Below are 20,832 nucleotides of genomic sequence, written 5' to 3'. Positions count from 1 at the left end.
TCTGATATTGTAAATAATCTTGTCCAATAAGAAAAGGGATTAAATTTTATGAAAAAAATTAAAACATGCATTTTGTCGGTTTTATTTGGTAGTTCATCGAGTTTTTATATATTTGCTGGGTAAAAGCATCAATTTTAAGATTACATGACACTAAAAATAAAACATTTATACATAGCTCTTGTATTGCTTTTATCGATGCAAATGAGTTACTCACAAAGTTTCTCCCACGAGGTTGGAATAATTGCTGGTCCCATAGTTTATCAATCTGATTTTGGTGAGCGTTATGATTTTGAAACCAACACTGGTAATATTGGGTTTGGTATTGGTCTCGTTTACTACATGAACTTCGACTATCTTTCGAGCTACTATTCTTATTCAAGAAATAATTTTTTTACGAACCACTTTAAAGTACGAGCTGAAATTTCTTGGAACAAAACAGGACTTAGTCATTTTGGACAATGGGTAGACGATGATAGAACAAGCACTGCTGCTGACAAACTAAGAGCCCATACAGGGGAAGCTCAAAACTTTAATATCGGAGCGCAATTAGAATACTATCCTTTAACCACAAGAGCATTATCTCGAGGAGGTGATAAATTTGGCCCATTCGTAAGTTTAGGAGCACAGTACGTAATGTACAATCCAGGTGTTTCTACAACATACGGAGACGAGAATATAAACGACCCTAATAATTTTTATCCAAGTTGGGAACCTGGATCTATAGATGCTTCAAATGGATCTACTTGGTCTATAGTTGGGAGTGTTGGAGTAAGGTATAATCTTAATGCTTTTTCACATTTAATGGCTGATCTAAGAATTCAACGTTTTATGAATGATGAAACAGATGGTTTAGACCATCAATTAGATTCTAATAAAACAAATGATTGGCTCGCTTGGTTTAACGTTGGTTACATATTTATGTTCGATTAAACCATTAACAATAACTAATACAAAAAAGACCAAATCTCACGATTTGGTCTTTTTTGTATTTTAGATTAACCTATAGCTTGTTTTAAATCGGCAACCAAATCATCCTCATCCTCAATACCAACACTCAACCTAATTAGTGAATCTACAACACCTATTTTTTCTCGCTCTTGTTTTGGAATACTAGCATGCGTCATACTTGCCGGATGACCAGCTAACGATTCTACTCCACCAAGCGATTCAGCTAAGGTAAAAACGTTTAAATTCTCAACAATATTAATCGCTTCTTCATAATTATTTCCTTTTGTTGTAAATGATACCATCCCACCAAAACCACTCATCTGAGATGCTGCAATCGCATGATTAGGATGACTAGGAAAACCTGGCCAGTACACATTTTCGATTTTAGGGTGTTTGGCTAAATATTCTGCAACAGCCTTTCCATTTTCACAATGGCGCTGCATTCTAATATGTAAAGTTTTAATTCCTCTTAAAGCTAAAAACGCATCTTGTGGGCCACAAATAGCACCACTAGCGTTTTGAATAAAATATAAACGTTCAGCCAAATCTTTATCTTTCACAATTAACGCTCCCATCACCAAATCACTATGTCCACCTAAATATTTTGTAGCGGAATGCATAACAATATCGACACCCAAATCCAAAGGTTGTTGTAAATAAGGTGTAGCAAATGTGTTATCTACAGCTAACAACACGTTATGCTGCTTTGCGATTTTGGCTGTTGCTACAATATCAATAATATTCAACATCGGATTGGTTGGAGTTTCAACCCAAATCAATTTTGTTCTATCGTTAATATAATCTTCAATATGATCCGCATTTTGCATCCCAATAAAATGAAACTTAATACCAAAGTTTTCATATATCTTAGTGAATAAACGGTACGTTCCGCCATATAAATCGTTAGTAGAAATAACCTCATCACCATGCTTCAATAATTTCAAAATAGCATCTATAGCCGCTAATCCCGAACTAAAAGCCAAGCCATGTGTTCCATTTTCGATACTTGCAAAAGCTTTTTCTAAAGCATGACGTGTTGGATTTCCAGAGCGCGCATACGCATAACCTTTGTGTCCACCAGGTGTAGATTGTGCAAACGTAGATGTTTGATAAATTGGAGGAATTACAGATGCATAAGCAGCATCTGGCTTTTGACCACCATGTATTGTTTTTGTGTTGAATTTCATAATCATCAGGTTAGACGTAATCCTCTAAAAGATTAACAAAATTATCGCTTTTGAATCATAACAAATTTAACGGATAATTCGTTCTATTCAAATCTATATAATACCTTTATTGTTTATTAAACATAACCTCAACTACTGTGAAACGCATCATTCCATTTTTAATATTTGTCATCTTTTTAAATTCATGTACTTCTGAATTTAAACCTGCTACATTTGATACTATTTCTGTTGAAGAATCTTATGAAGCAGAAATATCAGCTGTTTACAGTAAAGCAACAGGAAGTAGCGACCTAAGCAACGCCATTAATACTAACGTCGAAAATGCAATAATTGCAACTCTCAATACATCTGAAAACAAAACCATTTTAACAGATGTTTTAAAAGCCTTTAATGAAGAATATCTAAGTTTTAAAAAGGATTATGCAGAAATAGACGAACCTGCTTGGGAGCTTCATATTGAAACAGAGCTCGTTTACCAGTCTGAAGACATTATTACGATAGCTATTAGCACATATGAGTTTAAAGGTGGTGCCCATGGAAATGATAAAATAAAATTATTAAATCTTGATGCCAAAAGTGGAAAAACGTTAGACATCAATGATTTCATCAATGACATTGATGGCTTTACAACATTGGCAAAGGCTCAATTTATTACATCTTTAGAAAAGAACAAAGATCAATTAACAATTGAAAACTTCTTCTTTGGAGAACCGTTTCACTTACCTGAAAATATTGGTTTTAGTGAAGAAGGATTGGTCTTAATTTACAATGTCTATGAAGTCGCTTCCTATGATTTAGGCTATACCGAATTTATGATTCCCTTTGATGACGTAGAGCCTTATTTAAAGTTGAACTAAACAACTTTTTTTGTTAAGCGCTTTATAATTGGCCCAACAGTTAACCCTTGTCCAACAATAGAAACGACAACAACAACGTAGGTTATAACTAAGAATAATTCTCTATGCATATCTTTTGTTAGGCTCAATGCTAAAGCAATAGATATTCCACCTCGTAAGCCTCCCCAAGTCATTATTAAATTTGTTTTTGGCACAAAATCCAATCTCTTTTCGAAGAACTTTATGGGCAACCACAACGAGATATAACGACACATTAATATTAAAGGAATAGCTAATAAACCTGCGTAAATAAATTTTCCATCTAAGGATAAAACCAGCATTTCCATACCAATCATTACAAACAAAATAGTGTTTAACAACACATCAACAAGTTCCCAAAACTTATCGACATAAAGCTCTGTGGTTTCAGACATAGCGGTATTTCTAACGGTATCATTTCCCACAATCAATCCTGCTGTTACCATTGCTAAAGGTGCAGATAAATGAAACTCATGAGCCAACATCGTACCACCCATAACTGCTGCTAGGGTTAATATAACCTCAATTTCATAACTATCAATAGATCGCATTAATCGGTAGGTTATCCAACCTAGAAAAAGACCCAAAACAATACCTCCAATAACTTCTTGTCCAAATAAGGTTGCAATATCAGAAAACTCAATAGCAGCATCGGGTTTAGCTGCAATTGCAAAAATCGTTAAGAACACTACAACACCTACTCCGTCGTTAAACAATGATTCTCCAACAATTTTGGTTTCTAATTTTTTAGGAGCTCCAGCTTTTTTCAAAATTCCTAAAACAGCTATAGGATCTGTTGGAGAAATTAAAGCTCCAAATAATAAACAGTAGATAAAATCCACATTTAAACCCATTAACTTTAAAACGTAAAACATAGCAATACCAACTAAAAATGTCGATACCAAAACACCTACTGTAGCAAAAGCCATTATTGGCCAGCGTTGTACTTTAAGCTGATTAAAATTGGTATGTAATGCACCTGCAAACAACAGGAAACTCAGCATAATGTCCAAGAGAACGGTTTCGAAATCTATCAAGGCTATAAATTCTCTTTCTTGCACCAATAAAGTATCATCAAATTGAGCAATACCAACTAAAACAACTGTGAATACAATGGTAATAACCATTAAACCAATGGTAATAGGCAATCTTAAAAACTTCTCGTTTATATAACCAAAGGCTGCAGATAGAACGATTAAAATAGTAGCTATTGAATAATAATCCATAAAATTATAGTGATTTTCTGAGTGCTAAAATATAACCTAAATGAATACCTTCATGAAAATTATTGAAATCAATGGCTTCTTCAACATTACTAAGTGTACTTTTTGTAGTCACGGTATATTGATTATAGGTTTGAAAAACTTTATTATGGTAATCCTCTTTCGTCTTTTCAATTGTAGAAAACAATAAGCCCTTTATCGTATCTACTTCAGACTGTGACAGGTCCCGCTCTGTTTTTGTTCCTTTTTTAAAATCCTCAATCATTTCATCAGAGACAACCATTGGCAATCCTGATAATTTATACACCAATAATTGCTGTGTTACAACTGTATGCGCAATATTCCAAATAATATTATTATTAAAGCCTTTTGGCACTTTATTCAACTCCTCCAAAGTGTGATTTTCAATAAAACTTTTTAATAATTTTCTATTCTTAAGTGCGACGTCGAAAGCAAAATCCATAAAATCATATTTTGCTTAAAAGTAATAAAATTCGTTAGAAATACGGTTTCTTTGCATATTGAAATTAAACCGTTTTGATTATGAACAAAATATATTATTTAAGTAGCTGTAATACTTGTACTCGAATCATTAATGAGCTTAATCTTCCTGAAGGCTTTCAACTTCAAGATATAAAGACAGAACCTATTACTGAGGAACAGATTGCACAAATGAGAGCACTTACAGATAGCTACGAAAGTTTGTTTAGCAAGCGTGCAAGACTCTACAAAGAATTGGGATTAAAAGATAAATCACTTTCTGAAGACGATTATAAAAATTATATTTTAGAGCACTATACATTTTTAAAACGTCCTGTAATACTTTTTAACAACCAACTATTTATAGGTAATTCTAAAAAAACGGTTGAAGCTGCAAAACTTTCTTTACATCCATAATAGATATGTAATCTCAATTAAATCTATAAAAAATTAAATTGTCTTTATCCTCCGAAATATTTAAAACCGTAGATGCCATTCCACAAGCCTATTGGCATGGCGTAAACTGCTGTACAAATATTTATTATTCACCTGAATTTTTAAAAGCGTTTGAGCTAGCCAATACAGGTATTGAGTTTAATTATATCTTCATTTTAAAAAACAAAAAAGCTATTGCTTTCGCCAACACTCAAATCGTAACTATTGGTATCGAAACCATTACTAAAAACATAACCATAACGTCCGAGAAAATTAGACGCGCGGTAAACAATATGTTTTGTAACAATGAAATTAGAGTATTATTCTGTGGAAACGTATTCTTAAGCGGAGAATATGGCACATTCATAAAAGATGATGAAGATAAAGTTGAAACCTTTAAAGCTATTGCTGAAGGTGTAAGACTATTATCAAAATCATCAAAAAGACTAATGGCAGTATTCGTAAAAGATTTTAAAAACGAATCGCTTGCTATAACCAATCATTTAGAAGCTTACGATTATGCCGCCATGCAAGTTGAGCCTAATATGATAATTAAGCTACAACCAGAATGGCATTCTTTTGAAGATTACACAAATGCCTTAAAATCTAAATATAGAGTAAAAGCCAATAGAGCAGATGCGAAAAGTGAAGCTTTACATGCTAAATTATTCTCTCAGGAAGCTATTGAAGTGTACAAAGATGCACTTCAAGAATTATATCAGAACACTATTGATAATGCTGATTTTAATGCTCAAATATTAAATCTCGATACTTATATTCATCTTAAAAAAACCTTTAAGGATCAATTTATAGTGAAAGGCTATTTTCTAGAAGAAAAGTTAGTAGGCTTTTTGTCTGCCATGCAAAACGACACACATCTTGATGCTCATTTTATTGGAATTGACTATTCTTATAATAAAGAATTTGCTATTTATCCAAGGATTTTAAATGATTATGTTCGCCTCGGCATTGAGACAAAATCGACACAGATTAACTTAGGTAGAACGGCTTCAGAAATAAAAAGCACTCTTGGAGCAGAACCAGAAGCGCTAACGTGTTACTGCAAACACAAGCGGTATTTACCAAATCAGATTTTAAAGCCGTTTATAAAAAATGTTCAGATTAAATCTTTTAAACAACATTCTGTTTTTAAGTGATACCATTTTTTTTGGACCTTTCAGGTTTTTAAAACCTGAAAGGTCTCTTATAATTAGTTATAACTTCATAGCCTTAGGTCTCACTCCGTGTTTCCTTGTATCTTCTTTAGTTAACACTTTAAAACTTTCAGACTTTGGGAATTTATGAGCTAATTCTAATAAAGGCTCTGGCAAACCGGTTAATTTTCTTGCTTTTAGATCAATCCATCCACCTTGCATTTCGCAGTAGGCTAAGTTTTCACCTTTATGATTGTAAAAGTTATGCTCAAACATAAACAACATGCCATCTTCACTTAACCCAGACACTTCAATAGTCACAGTAATTGGAGTGCCCAAAAATGATTCTTTAAAATAATACATGTGCTCATAAAATACCACAGGACCTACATTGAATTTCATTATTTCAGGCATTGAAAATCCTTGCTCAGAGAAAAAAGCCATACGCGCATGACTCATAAAATTGGTATAAGCAGAATTCGCTAAATGACCATTGGCATCAACATCGCTCCAACGAATTTCAAATTGTTTTTTGTACATCTTCATAACTTTAATTTTCTGAAACAAAGTTAAGAAAGTATCTTATGCACGCATAAGTCTTTGTAAAAATTTTAAAACATCTCTAAAACCATTGATTTTTGTACCTTTGCGCAACTTTAAATGCAAAGTTTTAATGATACAATCCATGACAGGTTATGGGAAATCTGTGCTACAGCTCCCAACTAAAAAAATATCTATAGAGTTAAAATCTCTAAACAGCAAAAGCCTAGACCTCAACGCTCGTATGCCTTCTATGTATAGAGCAAAGGAATTAGACATAAGAAAACTTATTGCCAGAAGCCTTGTTAGAGGAAAAGTAGATTTCTCACTATTTGTAGAAATTACAGGAGAAGACACAAGCTCTAAAATTAACAAAACAGTTGTAAAAGAATATATTAAGCAACTTAAAGACGTTGTTGATGGTGATGCTACTGAATTATTAAAAATGGCGGTTCGTATGCCTGATGCCATAACTACAGAACGCGATGATATTGATGAAGAAGAATGGTCTTTAATTAGTAAGGAAATAGATACAGCCATTTCCAACATAGTTATCTACCGAGAAGATGAAGGAGCGACATTAAAGAAAGACTTTGAAGATAGAATTGGTACTTTAAGACAACTATTAGAAGAGGTCATCACCATGGACCCTGAACGTATTGATGGTGTAAGAGCACGTTTAGAAAAAGGTATTGCTGATATTAAAGAGAAAGTAGATGAGAACCGTTTTGAACAAGAATTGGTTTATTACATTGAGAAATTTGATATTACCGAAGAAAAAGTACGATTAGAAAATCACTTAGATTATTTTACACAAGCCTTAGATTCTGAAGATTCTAACGGTAAAAAACTAGGGTTTATCTCTCAAGAAATCGGAAGAGAAATTAATACTATAGGTTCAAAATCTAATTATGCACCAATGCAAAAATTAGTTGTTCAGATGAAAGATGAACTCGAAAAAATTAAGGAACAATTATTAAACGTACTTTAATCAGTAAGAAGTAAAAACATACATTTTGTCAGAAATTAAAAACGAAGTCCAAGGCAAACTTATAGTATTTTCAGCACCTTCTGGTTCTGGAAAAACAACCATAGTTCGCCATTTATTAAAGCAGCAAGAACTCAATTTAGAATTTTCAATTTCGGCGACATCACGTGAAAAACGTGGTAATGAGGTTAATGGAAGAGATTACTATTACCTATCGCTTAAGGAATTTAAAAACCGCATTAAAAACGATGAGTTTCTAGAATGGGAAGAGGTCTATAGAGATAATTTTTATGGGACGTTAAAAACCGAAATTGAACGTATTTGGGCAAAAGGTAAACATGTTATTTTTGATATAGATGTTTCTGGAGGTCTACGAATAAAACGAAAATTTCCTGAGCAAACTATCGCCATTTTTGTAAAACCACCAGATTTAAATGAATTAGTGAGACGCCTAAAAGAGCGTGGAGAAGAAAGCCCTGAAAAAATAAGTATGCGTGTAGCAAAAGCACCTGCTGAACTCGCTACTGCTCCACTTTTTGATGAAATTGTAGTGAACTCCAATTTAGACGAGGCTTTAGAAAATGCCTATAAATTGGTGTCGGATTTTATTAAAAAATAGGTACTGAATTAAATTCAGCGTAAAATGAAAGTAGGTTTATATTTTGGGACGTTTAATCCCATTCACGTTGGTCATTTAACGATTGCTAATCACTTAGCTGAACATAGCGATTTAGATCAAATTTGGTTTGTAGTGACGCCCTTAAGTCCTTTTAAAAAGAAGAGCAGTTTATTAGATAATTACCAACGTTTAGAACTGGTTCATTTAGCTACAAAAGATTACGATAAACTAAGGCCAAGCGATATAGAATTTGGATTAAAACAACCCAATTACACCATTGATACGCTCACCTATCTTTTTGAAAAATATCCTAAAAATGATTTTTCATTGATTATGGGAGAAGACAATTTAAAAAGCTTTCATAAGTGGAAAAACTATGAACTCATTCTAGAAAATCATAATATTTACGTCTATCCTAGAATCTCAAAAGGAAAAATTGACACGCAATTTAATGATCATTCTAAAATTATAAAAATTGATGCTCCAATTATGGAGCTCTCATCTACGTTTATTAGAAATGAAATTAAAGAAGGTAAAAATGTACGTCCGATGTTGCCAGAACATGTGTGGCAATTTATTGATGAGATGAATTTTTATAGGTAAGATTCCTGTGTTCGCAGGAATCTCTTTTAATAATCGCTTGATACTTTAAAAGTATAATAACTTACCTTTTTATATTCAAGAGATTCCCACTTTCGTGGGAATTAAAAATGATAAAAAGCATTCTCATAATGGGTAAGTTCCTCTGTTGTTTTATTTTTTAAAACAGCAATAATATCAAATCGGGTTTCTAAATCAATATCATTTTCAATGATAAAAGCATCCATAGCTTTAACCAACAACTTAATTTTACTTGGCGTAACAAACTCTTGAGGATCACCAAAAAAATCAGAATTACGAGTTTTGACCTCAACACAGATCATTGAATTATTGTGTTTGGCTATAATATCTATTTCAGCTTTTTGAAACACATAATTACGAACAATGATTTCATAGCCTTTTTTTATAAGCAATTCGGTTGCGAGTTGCTCTCCTAATTTACCAAGTTCATTGTGTTGGGCCATTTTTTTAGTCTTCAGTATTCTCTACGTCGTTTTCAGTCTAAAGTTAGAAATACTTTTCAGTATGCTTCAATATACAAAATTTGAGTTATCAAAGTGCGAGATGAAACAATCTGAGCTAAAGCGGCTTAGTTTTGAGCACATAAAATAGTACAATTAGCCATATCTTTGTATTGCTGTAAAACACGTAAAATGGCAAGTCATATTAAATGCCCAAATTGTGGTCTCTATAATACAAATGAAGACTATTGCACCAATTGCAATACACTATTGTCATACAAAAAAAGACGAGAACTAACCTTTGCTCAAGACAAAAAAGAACGTCGTGAACGTGAGCGCATTCAAAAAGAAACATCACCTTCCTTTTATGAAAAGCACAAAGACCATCGATTTTTAATAGTACGTGTCTTTGTTAAAATTACACACTCTATTTGGATGGGATTTGTAGCCATCGGAATGTTTATCGCATGGCTAATAACCGCTATTGCAGCATGAAAATTTTAAAACATCCTATTTTTTATTTCAGTGTATTATTAGCTTCTACAGTTTACATAGCAAACCGTTTGGAAGTACCACTTCCTAATTGGGTGTTTTTCTATATCAATGACTTTTTATGTATGCCAATTGTTTTAAGTACATGCTTAGCAGTTTTAAGAATCATAAAAAAAACCGAAATGCTTTATGCACCTATCAGTGTGGTTTTAGTCTTAACGATTTATTTTTCAATGTATTTTGAATGCGTAATGCCTCATATAAATACGCGTTATACTAGTGATATAATTGACGTTGGACTTTATTCTTTAGGTGCTCTTTTGTTCTTCAAGTTTCAAAAAAAGTTATTCTGAAAATTTTAATGTTGATTGCTCTTTTGCAACCGTTAATTCAACTTTTCTTCCTAAAACCAAAGCTCTGTTGTCTTTTTCATGACCTGCAGGCATATTAAATGTAATCGGGAAATCGTAATCTTCTAATGCATCAAGAATCAATTGCTCAACAGAAGTTCCCCAAAGTGTGGTGTTTTTTCGCATTTTAGACATATCACCAACAACAAGGCCATTTAAATTTTCAAAATAACCAGCACGTTTCAGACTCTGCAGCATACGATCTATATGATATTTGTATTCTCCAATTTCTTCAATAAAAAGAATTTTTCCAGAGGTATCAAGACTTTCTTTAGATCCTAACATGGTATGTAGCATTGTTAAATTTCCTCCAACTAATTCACCTGAAGTTTCTCCGACTCTATTGTAGTTTGAGCCTTTTAAAGTATAGTTTTCAGGATTTCCGAAAATAGCCGATTTAAACGTTTCAACGGATTCCTTTATATCATTCAAATCTTTGGTTAAACTCACACACATTATAGCGTGTAAGGACTGAAACCCTTCATTATGCACTTGATTATGTAAAGCTGTGATATCACTATAACCAACAACCCATTTTGGATGTTTCTTAAATTCAGTGTAATCTAATTTATCTAAAATCCGAACCGTTCCGTAACCCCCTCTTGCACACCAAATCGCACTAATTGTAGGATCGTCCATCGCATTTTGCAAGTCTTCACAACGCTCTGCATCTGTACCTGCAAAATGATTAGATTTACTAAACACATGTTTCCCTACAACAGCATGCAGCCCCCATCTTTTTAAAAGTGCAACAGCTTGTTGCACTTCGCCTTCACGACTTTTTAAAATCCCAGATGGAGCGACAATTGCCACAGTATCTCCTGCTTTTAAATAGGGTGGCTGAATTAATTTTGAAGTCATCTCTAAAGATTTATTAGTTTCTAATTGTGCATTAACATCGGTATTCACAACCATAATAAAAAGTAAAATAAGGTATGAAACGTACTTTTTCAAAATCATAACATAGTTTTTGTAAATATAAAAAGTAAAAACTGAAGCTTATCAATTTAAATATCGAATAATACTTAAAAATATAACTCCGCTTTTCATCTTCAATTTAAATCAGTCAGAAGTTTCATCGCATAAAAAAAGAGATGACCTTATTAATAAGACCATCTCTTTCTATAAAATAATTAATAAAATTATTATTTGAATAATGCTTTAGTTTTTGTTGCATTAGGAGTCGCTGATCGACCTGAATCACTTGAGTAATCAAACGACAATAAAGATCCTGTATAATAACCTGAAAATGATGTACCATTAGATACCGTTCCTTCAAATTCAAATTCATAAGAAGAACCATCATCTAAAACCGTAAAAGATCCTGAATTAATTTCGAATTCATCATAAAAATCGTCAAAAGCAGCATCTATGATAACCTCAGCATATGTATAGGCACCCGATTCAACATTGTTTCCAAATGAATACACTCCCTCTTCTAAATCCGATGAATTTGATGTAAAAAGTTCAAAATACACTCCAGAAAACGTATCATTTGTAGGTACAGCTTCACCATCTACAACTTCTAGTCTAGAGTCTACTAAAGATATATCAAAATTATATATACCTTCAAATCCACCATAATCCTCAATAACTCCCGCTTTTAATTGATATTCCGTATCACCATAAACTAAAATACCTGAACCTGTGCTAGACCCACCATCGCCATCATCATCACTTCCACAAGAAAAAGATACTAAGCTAATTGACACTAATAAAATAAGTAGTTTTAAATTCTTCATTTTTTATAAATTTGTTTGATTAAGCGCTAAATGTAGTTTAATTTATGTTTTTATTAAATAAATGTTAAAAAATTTCGATAAAGCGTTTCTACATTTCATTATAATTGGCACTACAAAATGCTTACTTTTGTAGCTTCAAAAAAAATGAAAATCATGTCTAAAAGATATACCATAACAGCAGCATTACCATATACAAACGGCCCAATTCATATTGGACATTTAGCTGGTGTTTATGTGCCTGCAGATATTTATTCTAGATACCTAAGATTAACCGGAAATGATGTTGCCTTTATTTGCGGAAGCGATGAGCATGGTGTGCCCATTACTATTAAAGCCAAAAAAGAAGGAGTCACTCCACAAGATATTGTAGATAAATACCATGCTATTATCAAGCAATCGTTTCTAGATTTTGGTATTTCATTTAATAACTACTCACGTACAACAGCTCAAATTCATCATGATACGGCTCAAGAGTTTTTCAAAACCCTTTATGACAAAAACGAATTTGTAGAAGAGGTTACTGAACAATTATACGATGCTGAAGCGAATCAGTTTTTAGCAGACCGTTTTGTAACAGGAACGTGTCCAAAATGCGGCAATGAAGAAGCTTATGGTGATCAATGTGAAAGTTGTGGATCCAGTTTAAATGCGACAGATTTAATAAATCCTAAATCGGCAATAACTGGTAATGTACCAACTTTGAAAGAAACCAAACACTGGTTTTTACCTTTAAATAAACACGAAGCATTCTTACGTGAGTGGATTTTAAAAGGTCATAAAAAAGACTGGAAACCTAATGTTTACGGCCAAGTTAAATCTTGGATTGATGATGGACTAAGACCAAGAGCGGTAACTAGAGATTTAGATTGGGGAATTCCGGTACCTGTTGAAGGTGGCGAAGGTAAAGTCCTCTACGTTTGGTTCGATGCTCCTATTGGTTACATCTCTTCTACCAAAGAATGGGCAGCTCGCGAAGGTAAAAACTGGGAAGATTATTGGAAAGATGAAGACACTAAATTGGTGCATTTTATAGGAAAAGATAATATTGTATTTCACTGTATTATATTTCCATCCATGTTAAAAGCAGAAGGCTCTTATATTTTACCAGAAAACGTGCCTGCTAATGAATTTTTAAATTTAGAAGGTCAGAAATTATCGACCTCAAAAAACTGGGCGGTTTGGTTACCCGATTATTTAATTGATTTCCCTAATCAGCAAGATGTATTACGCTATGCTTTAACAGCGAATGCACCAGAGACTAAGGATAACGATTTTACTTGGAAAGATTTTCAAGCTAGAAACAACAATGAATTGGTGGCTATCTTCGGTAACTTTATCAATCGTGTAGCCGTCTTAACCAACAAATACTACAATGGTAGTGTTCCTACACCTAGCGAATATTTGGCTATTGATGAAGAAACATTAGCAGCTGTAAAAGCCTATCCGGCAGTAATTTCGAGTTCTATTGAGCGTTACCGTTTTAGGGAAGCGAGCCAGGAATTGATGAACTTAGCACGATTGGGTAACAAGTACCTTGCAGACGAAGAACCATGGAAAACAATAAAAACTGATGAAGCACGTACCAAAACAGTAATGTTTGTAGCTTTACAAATTGCGTCGGCATTAGCAGTTTTATCGGAACCATTTTTGCCTTTTACTTCAACAAAATTGAAAGGTATTTTAAATTATAATGATGCTTCTTGGGAAGATGTTTCAACAAAAGATATTCTACTTCCGGCAGAACATAAACTACAAGAAGGAAAAGCTGATTTACTATTTTCTCAAATTGAAGATGCTGAAATTGATAAGCAACTTGAAAAATTAATTGCGAGTAAAAAAGCTAACGAAGCGGCCAATAAAGTAGCTGAACCGCAAAAAGAAGAAATCACTTTTGAAGATTTTACCAAACTAGATTTACGTGTAGGAACCATTCTCGAAGCAGAAAAAATGCCAAAAACTAAAAAGCTACTCATCTTAAAAGTAGACACAGGTATTGACACAAGAACGATTGTCTCTGGTATCGCTGAAAGTTTTAAACCAGAAGACGTTATTGGAAAACGTGTTACGGTTTTAGTCAATTTAGCACCAAGAAAATTAAGGGGTGTTGAAAGTGAAGGAATGATATTAATGACTGAGGATGAAAGCGGTAATTTGGTGTTTGTTAATCCTGATATCGACGGAGTTAATAACGGACTGCAGATTAGTTAATGACAAAACCTTCAATAACAAGACAAGTTAAAGATTTGCAAGCTCAGGCAGAACGCCTCATTAGAACTGGTGGAAATATGCCTGAGATTGAATCATTTTCTAAATATAACGAAGAGATAAAAACCTACTTATTTACACATATCGACGACGATTTTGTATTAAACTATATCAAAACCATTCCGAGTCTAAATCTAGATAATATTGAAACTAAAACTGGAATACTCACAGTTGTTATTAGCCTATTCTTTGGTGGCTCAGTTACTGCTTATCATGAGAGAAATAAAATAGAACAAGCTTTAAAACAAATTAAAGAAATTTCTAACAAATATTCATCTTGTGAAATGATGATTAGAAACTGTTTTAATGATTAACCATTTAGCTAATGCATCAACAATTTAATCTTTTGAAATAATGCACCCTTCCCTGTTTGAGTAATTTTGAATTGAAACAATACTCAAAACAATGAAAAATATAGTACTAGTACTTATTACCTTTTGCTTTTTAGCTTGTGGTTCTTCTAAAACAGTTCGTCAATCCAAAAAAACGATTAAAGGAGATTGGACATTAACGTCCATAAAAACTTCAGCCATTGGAGATTTAAAAATCACACTACTTAACGATGCAGAAAAAGCCTGTTTTGAAAATAGCACTTGGCAATTTATACCGAATAACAATACAGGAAACTATACCCTTTCAGGATTAACTTGTGAGGCAGATCAACGCTACTTCGCATTCACAATAGATGAAGTTAACGAAGATACAGGTTTGTATAATTTCCTATTAAAACCTACCAATGAAAAAGGTAAATCTGAAACTAACGCAGGGTTCAGACTAGAACTCACATCACTTTCTGAAACCGTTATGCAGTGGCAACAAATTGTGACTTTAGATGGAAAGCCCATCACTATTAACATGAACTTTTCAAAAATTTAAACAAATATGAAACTATTCAATTATAAAACAAATTTAGCCATAGCCTTATCATTACTTTTAGTTTTGATGACAAGCTGTAAGGCTGTAGATAATGCCAATAACAAACAAAAAGGCGGAGTTATTGGTGCTGCAGGTGGCGCTCTTTTAGGTGCCATCATTGGAAATAACGTTGGAAACGGAAACAATAGCGAATTAGGAGCTGTAATTGGTGGCGTTGTTGGCGGAGGCGCTGGAGTCCTTATTGGAAATAAAATGGATAAGCAAGCGCAGGAAATTGAAAATGAAATACCTGGAGCCACCGTAGAACGTGTTGATGATGGTATCGTACTGACCTTTGATGAGCAAAGTGGTGTTTATTTTGATACTGAAAAGTATAATATTAATGCCAAGTCTCAGGAATCATTAAATAAACTAGCTGCCGTATTTTTAGAATATCCAGATACTAATATTTTAGTTGTTGGGCATACAGATAGTTCAGGTAATGATGCTTACAATATGACGTTATCTAAAAACAGAGCAGAAGCTGTAACCAATTACCTAACCGGAAAAGGTTTAAGTAGTGGTCGGTTTACAACACACTGGTTTGGTGAAGAACAACCGATGTACGATAATACAACAGCAGAAGGACGTTCTAAAAATAGACGTGTTAATATTGCCATTGTTCCTAATGAAGACATGATTAATGATGCCAAACAAGAGGCAGGTTCTAATGAATAACTTTTGTTAAATCATTCGGCAATTACAGCCGAGTTAAATATCTTACAGGCCTTATACTCTAAAACGTATAAGGTCTTTTTTTATGATGATAGATTACATAGTTCAACTCACCCAATTACCTAAAAGCAGTATAAAAAGTACCGTTCAATTATTGAATGAAGACTGCACCATTCCCTTTATTTCGCGCTACAGGAAAGAGGCCACAGGAAATTTAGACGAAGTGCAAATTGGAGATATCGTTAAATACAAAGAGCTGTTTGAAGCTTTAGAAAAACGAAAAATCGCCATTTTAAAAGCTCTGGAAGAACAAGACGTTTTAACTGACGACTTAAAACTGAAGATTGAACAAGCACAAGACGCAACAACGCTTGAAGATTTGTATTTACCCTTCAAGAAAAAACGAAAAACAAAAGCCGAAACAGCTCGTAAAAATGGCTTAGAACCTTTGGCTAAAATCATAATGAGCCAAAAGGCAAATGACATCGAATCTATCGCGTTTAAATATGTTAAAGGAGATGTTACATCTGTGGAAGACGCTTTAGAAGGAGCTAGACATATTATTGCTGAATGGATTAATGAACGTACGGATATTCGGAATACGCTCAGAAATGAATTAGAGCGTCATGCTCAAATTACGACCAAAGTAATTAAGTCTAAATCTACAGACGAAAAAGCCCAAAAATTCCGAGACTACTTCGATTGGTCTGAATCTCTATCACGAATTCCTTCACATAGGTTATTAGCCATTTTAAGAGCAGAAAGCGAAGGCTTTATCCGTGTGAAAATTGAAGTTGATGCCGTTAGAGTTTTAGAACGTATTGATCATAGAATCATAAAAAGCCAAAATGCTTGCGCAGACCAAATAGAACTAGCGATTTCAGACGCTTATAAACGTTTATTGTTTCCGTCATTAAGTAATGAAGCACTTCAAAAGGCAAAGGAAAAAGCCGATGAATCTGCGATTACTGTTTTTGCTAAAAATTTAAAGCAATTATTATTAGGCTCACCTATTGGCGAAAAACGCGTTTTAGCCATCGATCCTGGTTTTAGAAGTGGTTGTAAAATCGTGTGTTTAGATGCTCAAGGTGCTTTAAAACACAATGAAAACATCTATCCACATGCCCCAAAAAATGATAGTATTGGAGCTATAAAAAAGATTTCTTCTTTAGTCGAAGCTTATAAAATTGAAGCGATTGCGATTGGAAACGGAACAGCATCACGAGAAACCGAAGCTTTAATTCGAAAAATTCAATTTAAAAACGATATCCAAGTGTTTGTCGTTAGTGAAGCTGGCGCGAGTATTTATTCGGCTTCAACAATTGCACGTGAAGAATTCCCCAATTACGATGTAACGGTTAGAGGGTCGGTTTCTATTGGAAGACGTTTGCAAGATCCCTTAGCTGAGTTGGTAAAAATTGACGCTAAGTCTATTGGAGTTGGGCAATACCAGCATGATGTGGATCAAACAAAGCTTCAAAAACAACTCGATGTTGTCGTTGAGAATTGTGTGAATGCCGTTGGTGTTAACATTAACACTGCCAGTACACCGCTACTCAGTTCGGTTTCTGGAATTGGACCAAAATTAGCAGAAAATATTTTTAATTACAGAAACGAAAACGGAGCCTTTACATCGAGAAACGATATTAAAAAAGTGCCACGTTTAGGTGGAAAAGCATACGAACAAGCTGCTGGCTTCTTAAGAATTCGCGATGCCAAAAATCCATTGGACAATTCTTCTGTGCATCCTGAAACCTATAAAATCGTCGAGAAAATGGCTAAAGACGAAGGGGTTTCGCTTCAAGACTTGATTGGAAACAAAATGATTCTTCAAAAAATAGATCTAAAAAAATATTACACAGAAACAGTTGGTTTGCCTACGCTTCAAGACATCATTACTGAGCTTGAAAAACCAGGTTTAGACATCAGAGAAACAGCAAAAGTATTCACTTTCAACCAAAATATAAAAACCATTACTGATTTACACGAAGGACAATTATTACCAGGAATCGTTAATAACATCACCAATTTTGGGTGTTTTGTAGATGTTGGGATTAAAGAAAGTGGACTGATTCATGTTTCAAATTTATCGGATAGCTTTGTTAAAGACGTTAATGAACATGTGCATTTGCACCAACAAATTATTGTAAAAGTTCTAGAAGTCGATGTCGCTCGGAAACGCATACAGCTTAAATTGCATAAGTAACATACCAGTCTCGAATTTAACTGAACTAGTAGTAATTATAATTTTGGTGGCATAGTATTTGTGATGTTAATTTTTTAACATTTCTAATCTCTAAAACCAAAAACTATGCTAAAAACTTTACGCAACTCGGTTAGAATTCTATTTACCACGCTTTTTATTTTTTCTTTTTCGATTAATGTCTCAGAAGCCCAAGAATCTTCACAAATTGTAGAGACTTATAAAGCCTATACAACGCCTGCTCGAGAAGTGGTGTACTTACACCTTAACAAATCTACATATATTAGTGGTGAGCCCATTGGTTTTACAGCCTACGTTTTAGATAAAAAAAGTAAACAACCGTCTTTTATCACCACTAATTTATACGTAAGTATTGAAGATAAAAATAAAACGGTTTTAAAACAAAAACTCATAAAAGTAACAGATGGTGTGGCTTCAAACACATTTGAGGTGGACTCCACATTTTCTTCCGGAAACTATAAAATAAAAGCCTATACCAATTGGATGCTTAATTTTGATGAAAAAAATTATTTTTCAGAATCTATTAGAATACTCAATCCTGATAATGAAAACGATCTTAGTGAAAAAAGAATAGACAATAAAATTGATGCTCAGTTTTTACCAGAAAGCGGCCACTTATTAAACGGTGTTGTTAATATTATAGGCGTTGTTATTAAAGACCAACTTGGTTTTGGTATTCCTTATGCAAAAGGTAATGTTGTAGATAAAAACAATGAAGTTTTAACATCTTTTGAAACCAACCAATTTGGTATTGGAAAATTTCAATTGTTGCCAGAATTTGGTAATCACTACAACATAAATATCACAAATAACAATAAAGATTTTAGCTTTCTTCTCAATCATAAAATTGAAAATGAAGGTGTTTTAATTTCTCTTAAAAGTTTAAAATCTAAGGTTTTTGTGTCGCTCATAACAAATGAAAAAACACTAGAAACAATTAAAAATAAGAAGCACTCCTTAATGATTCATAATGGAGATGAATTTAATATTAAGGACATCTACTTTACTGATAATACAGAAATTACAACAACCATTGAGTATAATAATGTAGCGACAGGTGTTAATACACTAACGCTTTTTAACGACAATGACCAACCTATTGCAGAACGTTTGTTTTTTAATTATGAAGGCATTCATATTTTAAAGTCCCATCATATAACCGCTAAGAAGACGAAAGATTCGGTAAGCCTAAACCTTAATTTTAAAACTTTAAATCCAAATACGTTTAACACTTTAAGTGTTTCTGTTTTGCCGCAAGAAACCAAATCTTATAATAGGCATCACAATATGTTGTCGTACACGTTTTTAGAACCTTATGTTAATGGCACTATTGAACAAGCAAAATACTACTTTACAGATATAGACGATAGAAAGAAGTATGAACTAGATAATTTACTACTAACACAAGGTTGGAGCAGTTATAATTGGGATAAAATTTATAAGACTAAATCCCAATTAACCCACGCTTTTGAACAAGGCATTACCATTAAAGCTAACCTTACCGAAAAGGATTTAAACGATAGTTCAGATCTTAATTTTGTATTGCATGCAATAAATAATGAAAGCCCTAGAATTTTAAATGTGCAACGACCAGATAAGAGTTTCTTAATTGAAAATATTTTTCCTGAAGACAATAACCAACTCAATCTTTCTAAAGTTACTGAAAACAAAGGACTGCAACCTGCGAAATTATATCTACAATATTTTCCACGAATAATTCCTCAATTAAAAGATGAGAAATTGTTATTATCACCTAAAACCGACTACAAATTAAAGGAGAGTTTTGATACACACAACACCAATTTTATTCTTAACTCACCTAATGTACAGCAACTTAAAGAAGTTACTTTAACTACAAAATTAGATAAAAAGTTAAAAAGAATAGAAGAATTAAGTTTTGGACGATTTGGAGAAGTCAAAGTTGTTAATGAGGAAGATATTAGATCATATTTAACACTTAATAATTATTTAATGGCTCAAGGCTTATTAGTAACAGAATCATCAAGTATGGTTAATACCGCTGTTCAACAAGAAAATATAGCTTTGGGAAATAACGTTGGTAGCCCAAGATTATCCGCTGATAACGGAGATGATCTTAGCCAAATGATTGATGATAATGGATTAAAAGTGTCCACGTATAGCGGAGGAGTTTTCGCCATTTTCTTAAATGATATGCGCTTAATAGATACAAGCATTTTAAATAGATACGATTTATCTCAAATAGATTATATAGAAATCAACAGATTTGCTATAGGTGAAGGCATGAGAGGCTCATCTGGAGTACTTCGTTTATACACAAAGTTTAAAAACTCAAAGGCTGTTGATAAAAAAACGGTAAATTCATTTAAAGTCCCTTTAGCTTTTAGTCCTGAAAAAAAATATTATACACCAAAATACAGAAACACAGGTGATTCATTTTACAAATCCTATGGTGTTGTAGATTGGAAGACTTTTACCAATTTAGATAGAAATAATAATGTAAATTTAAAAATTGCTAGTCCAAGCATGCCTATTACATTATATATTGAAGGTATTACTAATGCTGGCTCTTTTATTTTTGAAGAAAAAATAATTTCAATAAATTAGATTTTAATATTAA

22 protein-coding genes are annotated in these 20,832 nt (G+C 33.2%); 15 read left to right on the top strand and 7 right to left on the bottom strand.

Annotated elements, in window-relative coordinates; translation table 11 throughout:
* Positions 1-144 precede the first annotated feature (144 nt).
* The gene (locus HM992_RS04540) at positions 145-930 is read left to right on the top strand and encodes a THC0290_0291 family protein (protein WP_178986192.1); all 786 of its coding nucleotides are present in this window, start codon (positions 145-147) and stop codon (positions 928-930) included.
* A gap of 65 nt (positions 931-995) precedes the next feature.
* Here HM992_RS04540 and HM992_RS04535 read toward each other — a convergent pair whose 3' ends face one another.
* Positions 996-2,135 carry a cystathionine gamma-synthase gene (locus tag HM992_RS04535; RefSeq protein WP_179318871.1) on the bottom strand — a complete coding sequence of 380 codons (1,140 nt, stop codon included), beginning with the start codon at positions 2,133-2,135 and terminating at the stop codon, positions 996-998.
* 137 nt (positions 2,136-2,272) lie between these two features.
* Between HM992_RS04535 and HM992_RS19915 the strand changes: the two genes are divergently transcribed.
* Entirely contained in the window at positions 2,273-2,992 is a 720-nt protein-coding gene (locus tag HM992_RS19915; RefSeq protein ID WP_179318870.1) for a DUF3298 and DUF4163 domain-containing protein, read from the top strand.
* Here the strand turns inward: HM992_RS19915 and HM992_RS04525 are convergent.
* Positions 2,989-4,236, bottom strand: coding sequence for a cation:proton antiporter (locus HM992_RS04525; RefSeq protein ID WP_178986195.1), 1,248 nt, complete (start codon positions 4,234-4,236; stop codon positions 2,989-2,991). The two genes, HM992_RS19915 and HM992_RS04525, sit on opposite strands and share 4 nt — an antisense overlap.
* A gap of 4 nt (positions 4,237-4,240) precedes the next feature.
* Complete coding sequence (locus HM992_RS04520) at positions 4,241-4,696, bottom strand: DinB family protein (RefSeq protein WP_179318869.1); 456 nt, start codon at positions 4,694-4,696, stop codon at positions 4,241-4,243.
* Positions 4,697-4,776: 80 nt separating this feature from the next.
* On the opposite strand from HM992_RS04520, the gene HM992_RS04515 reads away from it, so the two are divergent.
* Together HM992_RS04515 and HM992_RS04510 are read left to right on the top strand one after the other, a co-directional pair.
* Positions 4,777-5,130, top strand: a complete 354-nt coding sequence (locus HM992_RS04515) for an arsenate reductase family protein (protein WP_178986197.1) — start codon at positions 4,777-4,779, stop codon at positions 5,128-5,130.
* A gap of 38 nt (positions 5,131-5,168) precedes the next feature.
* Entirely contained in the window at positions 5,169-6,305 is a 1,137-nt protein-coding gene (locus HM992_RS04510; RefSeq protein WP_179318868.1) for a peptidogalycan biosysnthesis protein, read from the top strand.
* A gap of 57 nt (positions 6,306-6,362) precedes the next feature.
* On the opposite strand, the gene HM992_RS04505 is transcribed toward HM992_RS04510, so the two are convergent.
* Complete coding sequence (locus HM992_RS04505) at positions 6,363-6,842, bottom strand: acyl-CoA thioesterase (protein WP_178986199.1); 480 nt, start codon at positions 6,840-6,842, stop codon at positions 6,363-6,365.
* Between the two features lie 133 nt (positions 6,843-6,975).
* Here HM992_RS04505 and HM992_RS04500 point away from each other — a divergent pair, with 133 nt between their 5' ends.
* Genes HM992_RS04500 through nadD form a run of 3 tightly spaced genes read left to right on the top strand, consistent with a single transcriptional unit; the run spans position 6,976 to position 9,052 of the window.
* The gene (locus HM992_RS04500; RefSeq protein WP_178986200.1) at positions 6,976-7,833 is read left to right on the top strand and encodes a YicC/YloC family endoribonuclease; all 858 of its coding nucleotides are present in this window, start codon (positions 6,976-6,978) and stop codon (positions 7,831-7,833) included.
* A 25-nt stretch (positions 7,834-7,858) separates the two neighbouring features.
* Positions 7,859-8,449: a guanylate kinase gene (gene gmk / locus HM992_RS04495; RefSeq protein ID WP_178986201.1), complete on the top strand. Its 591-nt coding sequence runs from the start codon at positions 7,859-7,861 to the stop codon at positions 8,447-8,449.
* Between the two features lie 24 nt (positions 8,450-8,473).
* Complete coding sequence (nadD, locus tag HM992_RS04490; protein WP_178986202.1) at positions 8,474-9,052, top strand: nicotinate (nicotinamide) nucleotide adenylyltransferase; 579 nt, start codon at positions 8,474-8,476, stop codon at positions 9,050-9,052.
* Between the two features lie 101 nt (positions 9,053-9,153).
* Here nadD and HM992_RS04485 read toward each other — a convergent pair whose 3' ends face one another.
* Complete coding sequence (locus HM992_RS04485; protein ID WP_179318867.1) at positions 9,154-9,513, bottom strand: YraN family protein; 360 nt, start codon at positions 9,511-9,513, stop codon at positions 9,154-9,156.
* A 189-nt stretch (positions 9,514-9,702) separates the two neighbouring features.
* Between HM992_RS04485 and HM992_RS04480 the strand changes: the two genes are divergently transcribed.
* On the top strand, positions 9,703-10,005 hold the full coding sequence (locus tag HM992_RS04480) for a hypothetical protein (RefSeq protein WP_179318866.1): 303 nt from the start codon (positions 9,703-9,705) through the stop codon (positions 10,003-10,005).
* A complete protein-coding gene (locus tag HM992_RS04475) occupies positions 10,002-10,355 on the top strand; it encodes a hypothetical protein (protein ID WP_179318865.1) in 354 nt (117 codons plus the stop codon). The genes HM992_RS04480 and HM992_RS04475 overlap by 4 nt, the downstream gene beginning before the upstream one ends.
* Here the strand turns inward: HM992_RS04475 and HM992_RS04470 are convergent.
* Positions 10,347-11,372, bottom strand: coding sequence for a S66 peptidase family protein (locus HM992_RS04470; protein ID WP_179318864.1), 1,026 nt, complete (start codon positions 11,370-11,372; stop codon positions 10,347-10,349). The genes HM992_RS04475 and HM992_RS04470 overlap by 9 nt on opposite strands.
* A 185-nt stretch (positions 11,373-11,557) precedes the next feature.
* Positions 11,558-12,154 (bottom strand): hypothetical protein, encoded by a 597-nt coding sequence (locus HM992_RS04465; protein WP_179318863.1) that lies wholly within the window; start codon positions 12,152-12,154, stop codon positions 11,558-11,560.
* 117 nt (positions 12,155-12,271) lie between these two features.
* Between HM992_RS04465 and metG the strand changes: the two genes are divergently transcribed.
* The 6 genes from metG to HM992_RS04435 all read left to right on the top strand — a co-directional run bounded on the left by metG (position 12,272) and on the right by HM992_RS04435 (position 20,819).
* Complete coding sequence (gene metG, locus HM992_RS04460; RefSeq protein WP_179318862.1) at positions 12,272-14,362, top strand: methionine--tRNA ligase; 2,091 nt, start codon at positions 12,272-12,274, stop codon at positions 14,360-14,362.
* On the top strand, positions 14,362-14,733 hold the full coding sequence (locus HM992_RS04455) for a hypothetical protein (RefSeq protein ID WP_179318861.1): 372 nt from the start codon (positions 14,362-14,364) through the stop codon (positions 14,731-14,733). The genes metG and HM992_RS04455 overlap by 1 nt, the downstream gene beginning before the upstream one ends.
* Positions 14,734-14,824: 91 nt before the next feature.
* A complete protein-coding gene (locus tag HM992_RS04450; protein WP_179318860.1) occupies positions 14,825-15,295 on the top strand; it encodes a lipocalin family protein in 471 nt (156 codons plus the stop codon).
* A 6-nt stretch (positions 15,296-15,301) separates the two neighbouring features.
* The gene (locus HM992_RS04445; protein ID WP_178986211.1) at positions 15,302-16,012 is read left to right on the top strand and encodes an OmpA family protein; all 711 of its coding nucleotides are present in this window, start codon (positions 15,302-15,304) and stop codon (positions 16,010-16,012) included.
* A gap of 85 nt (positions 16,013-16,097) precedes the next feature.
* Entirely contained in the window at positions 16,098-18,215 is a 2,118-nt protein-coding gene (locus HM992_RS04440) for a Tex family protein (RefSeq protein ID WP_179321034.1), read from the top strand.
* Between the two features lie 105 nt (positions 18,216-18,320).
* Complete coding sequence (locus HM992_RS04435; RefSeq protein WP_179318859.1) at positions 18,321-20,819, top strand: hypothetical protein; 2,499 nt, start codon at positions 18,321-18,323, stop codon at positions 20,817-20,819.
* Positions 20,820-20,832 lie beyond the last annotated feature (13 nt).

The sequence above is a fragment of the Winogradskyella helgolandensis genome (assembly GCF_013404085.1).
Taxonomy (GTDB): domain Bacteria; phylum Bacteroidota; class Bacteroidia; order Flavobacteriales; family Flavobacteriaceae; genus Winogradskyella; species Winogradskyella helgolandensis.
This window is presented reverse-complemented; position numbering and strand designations above follow the sequence as displayed.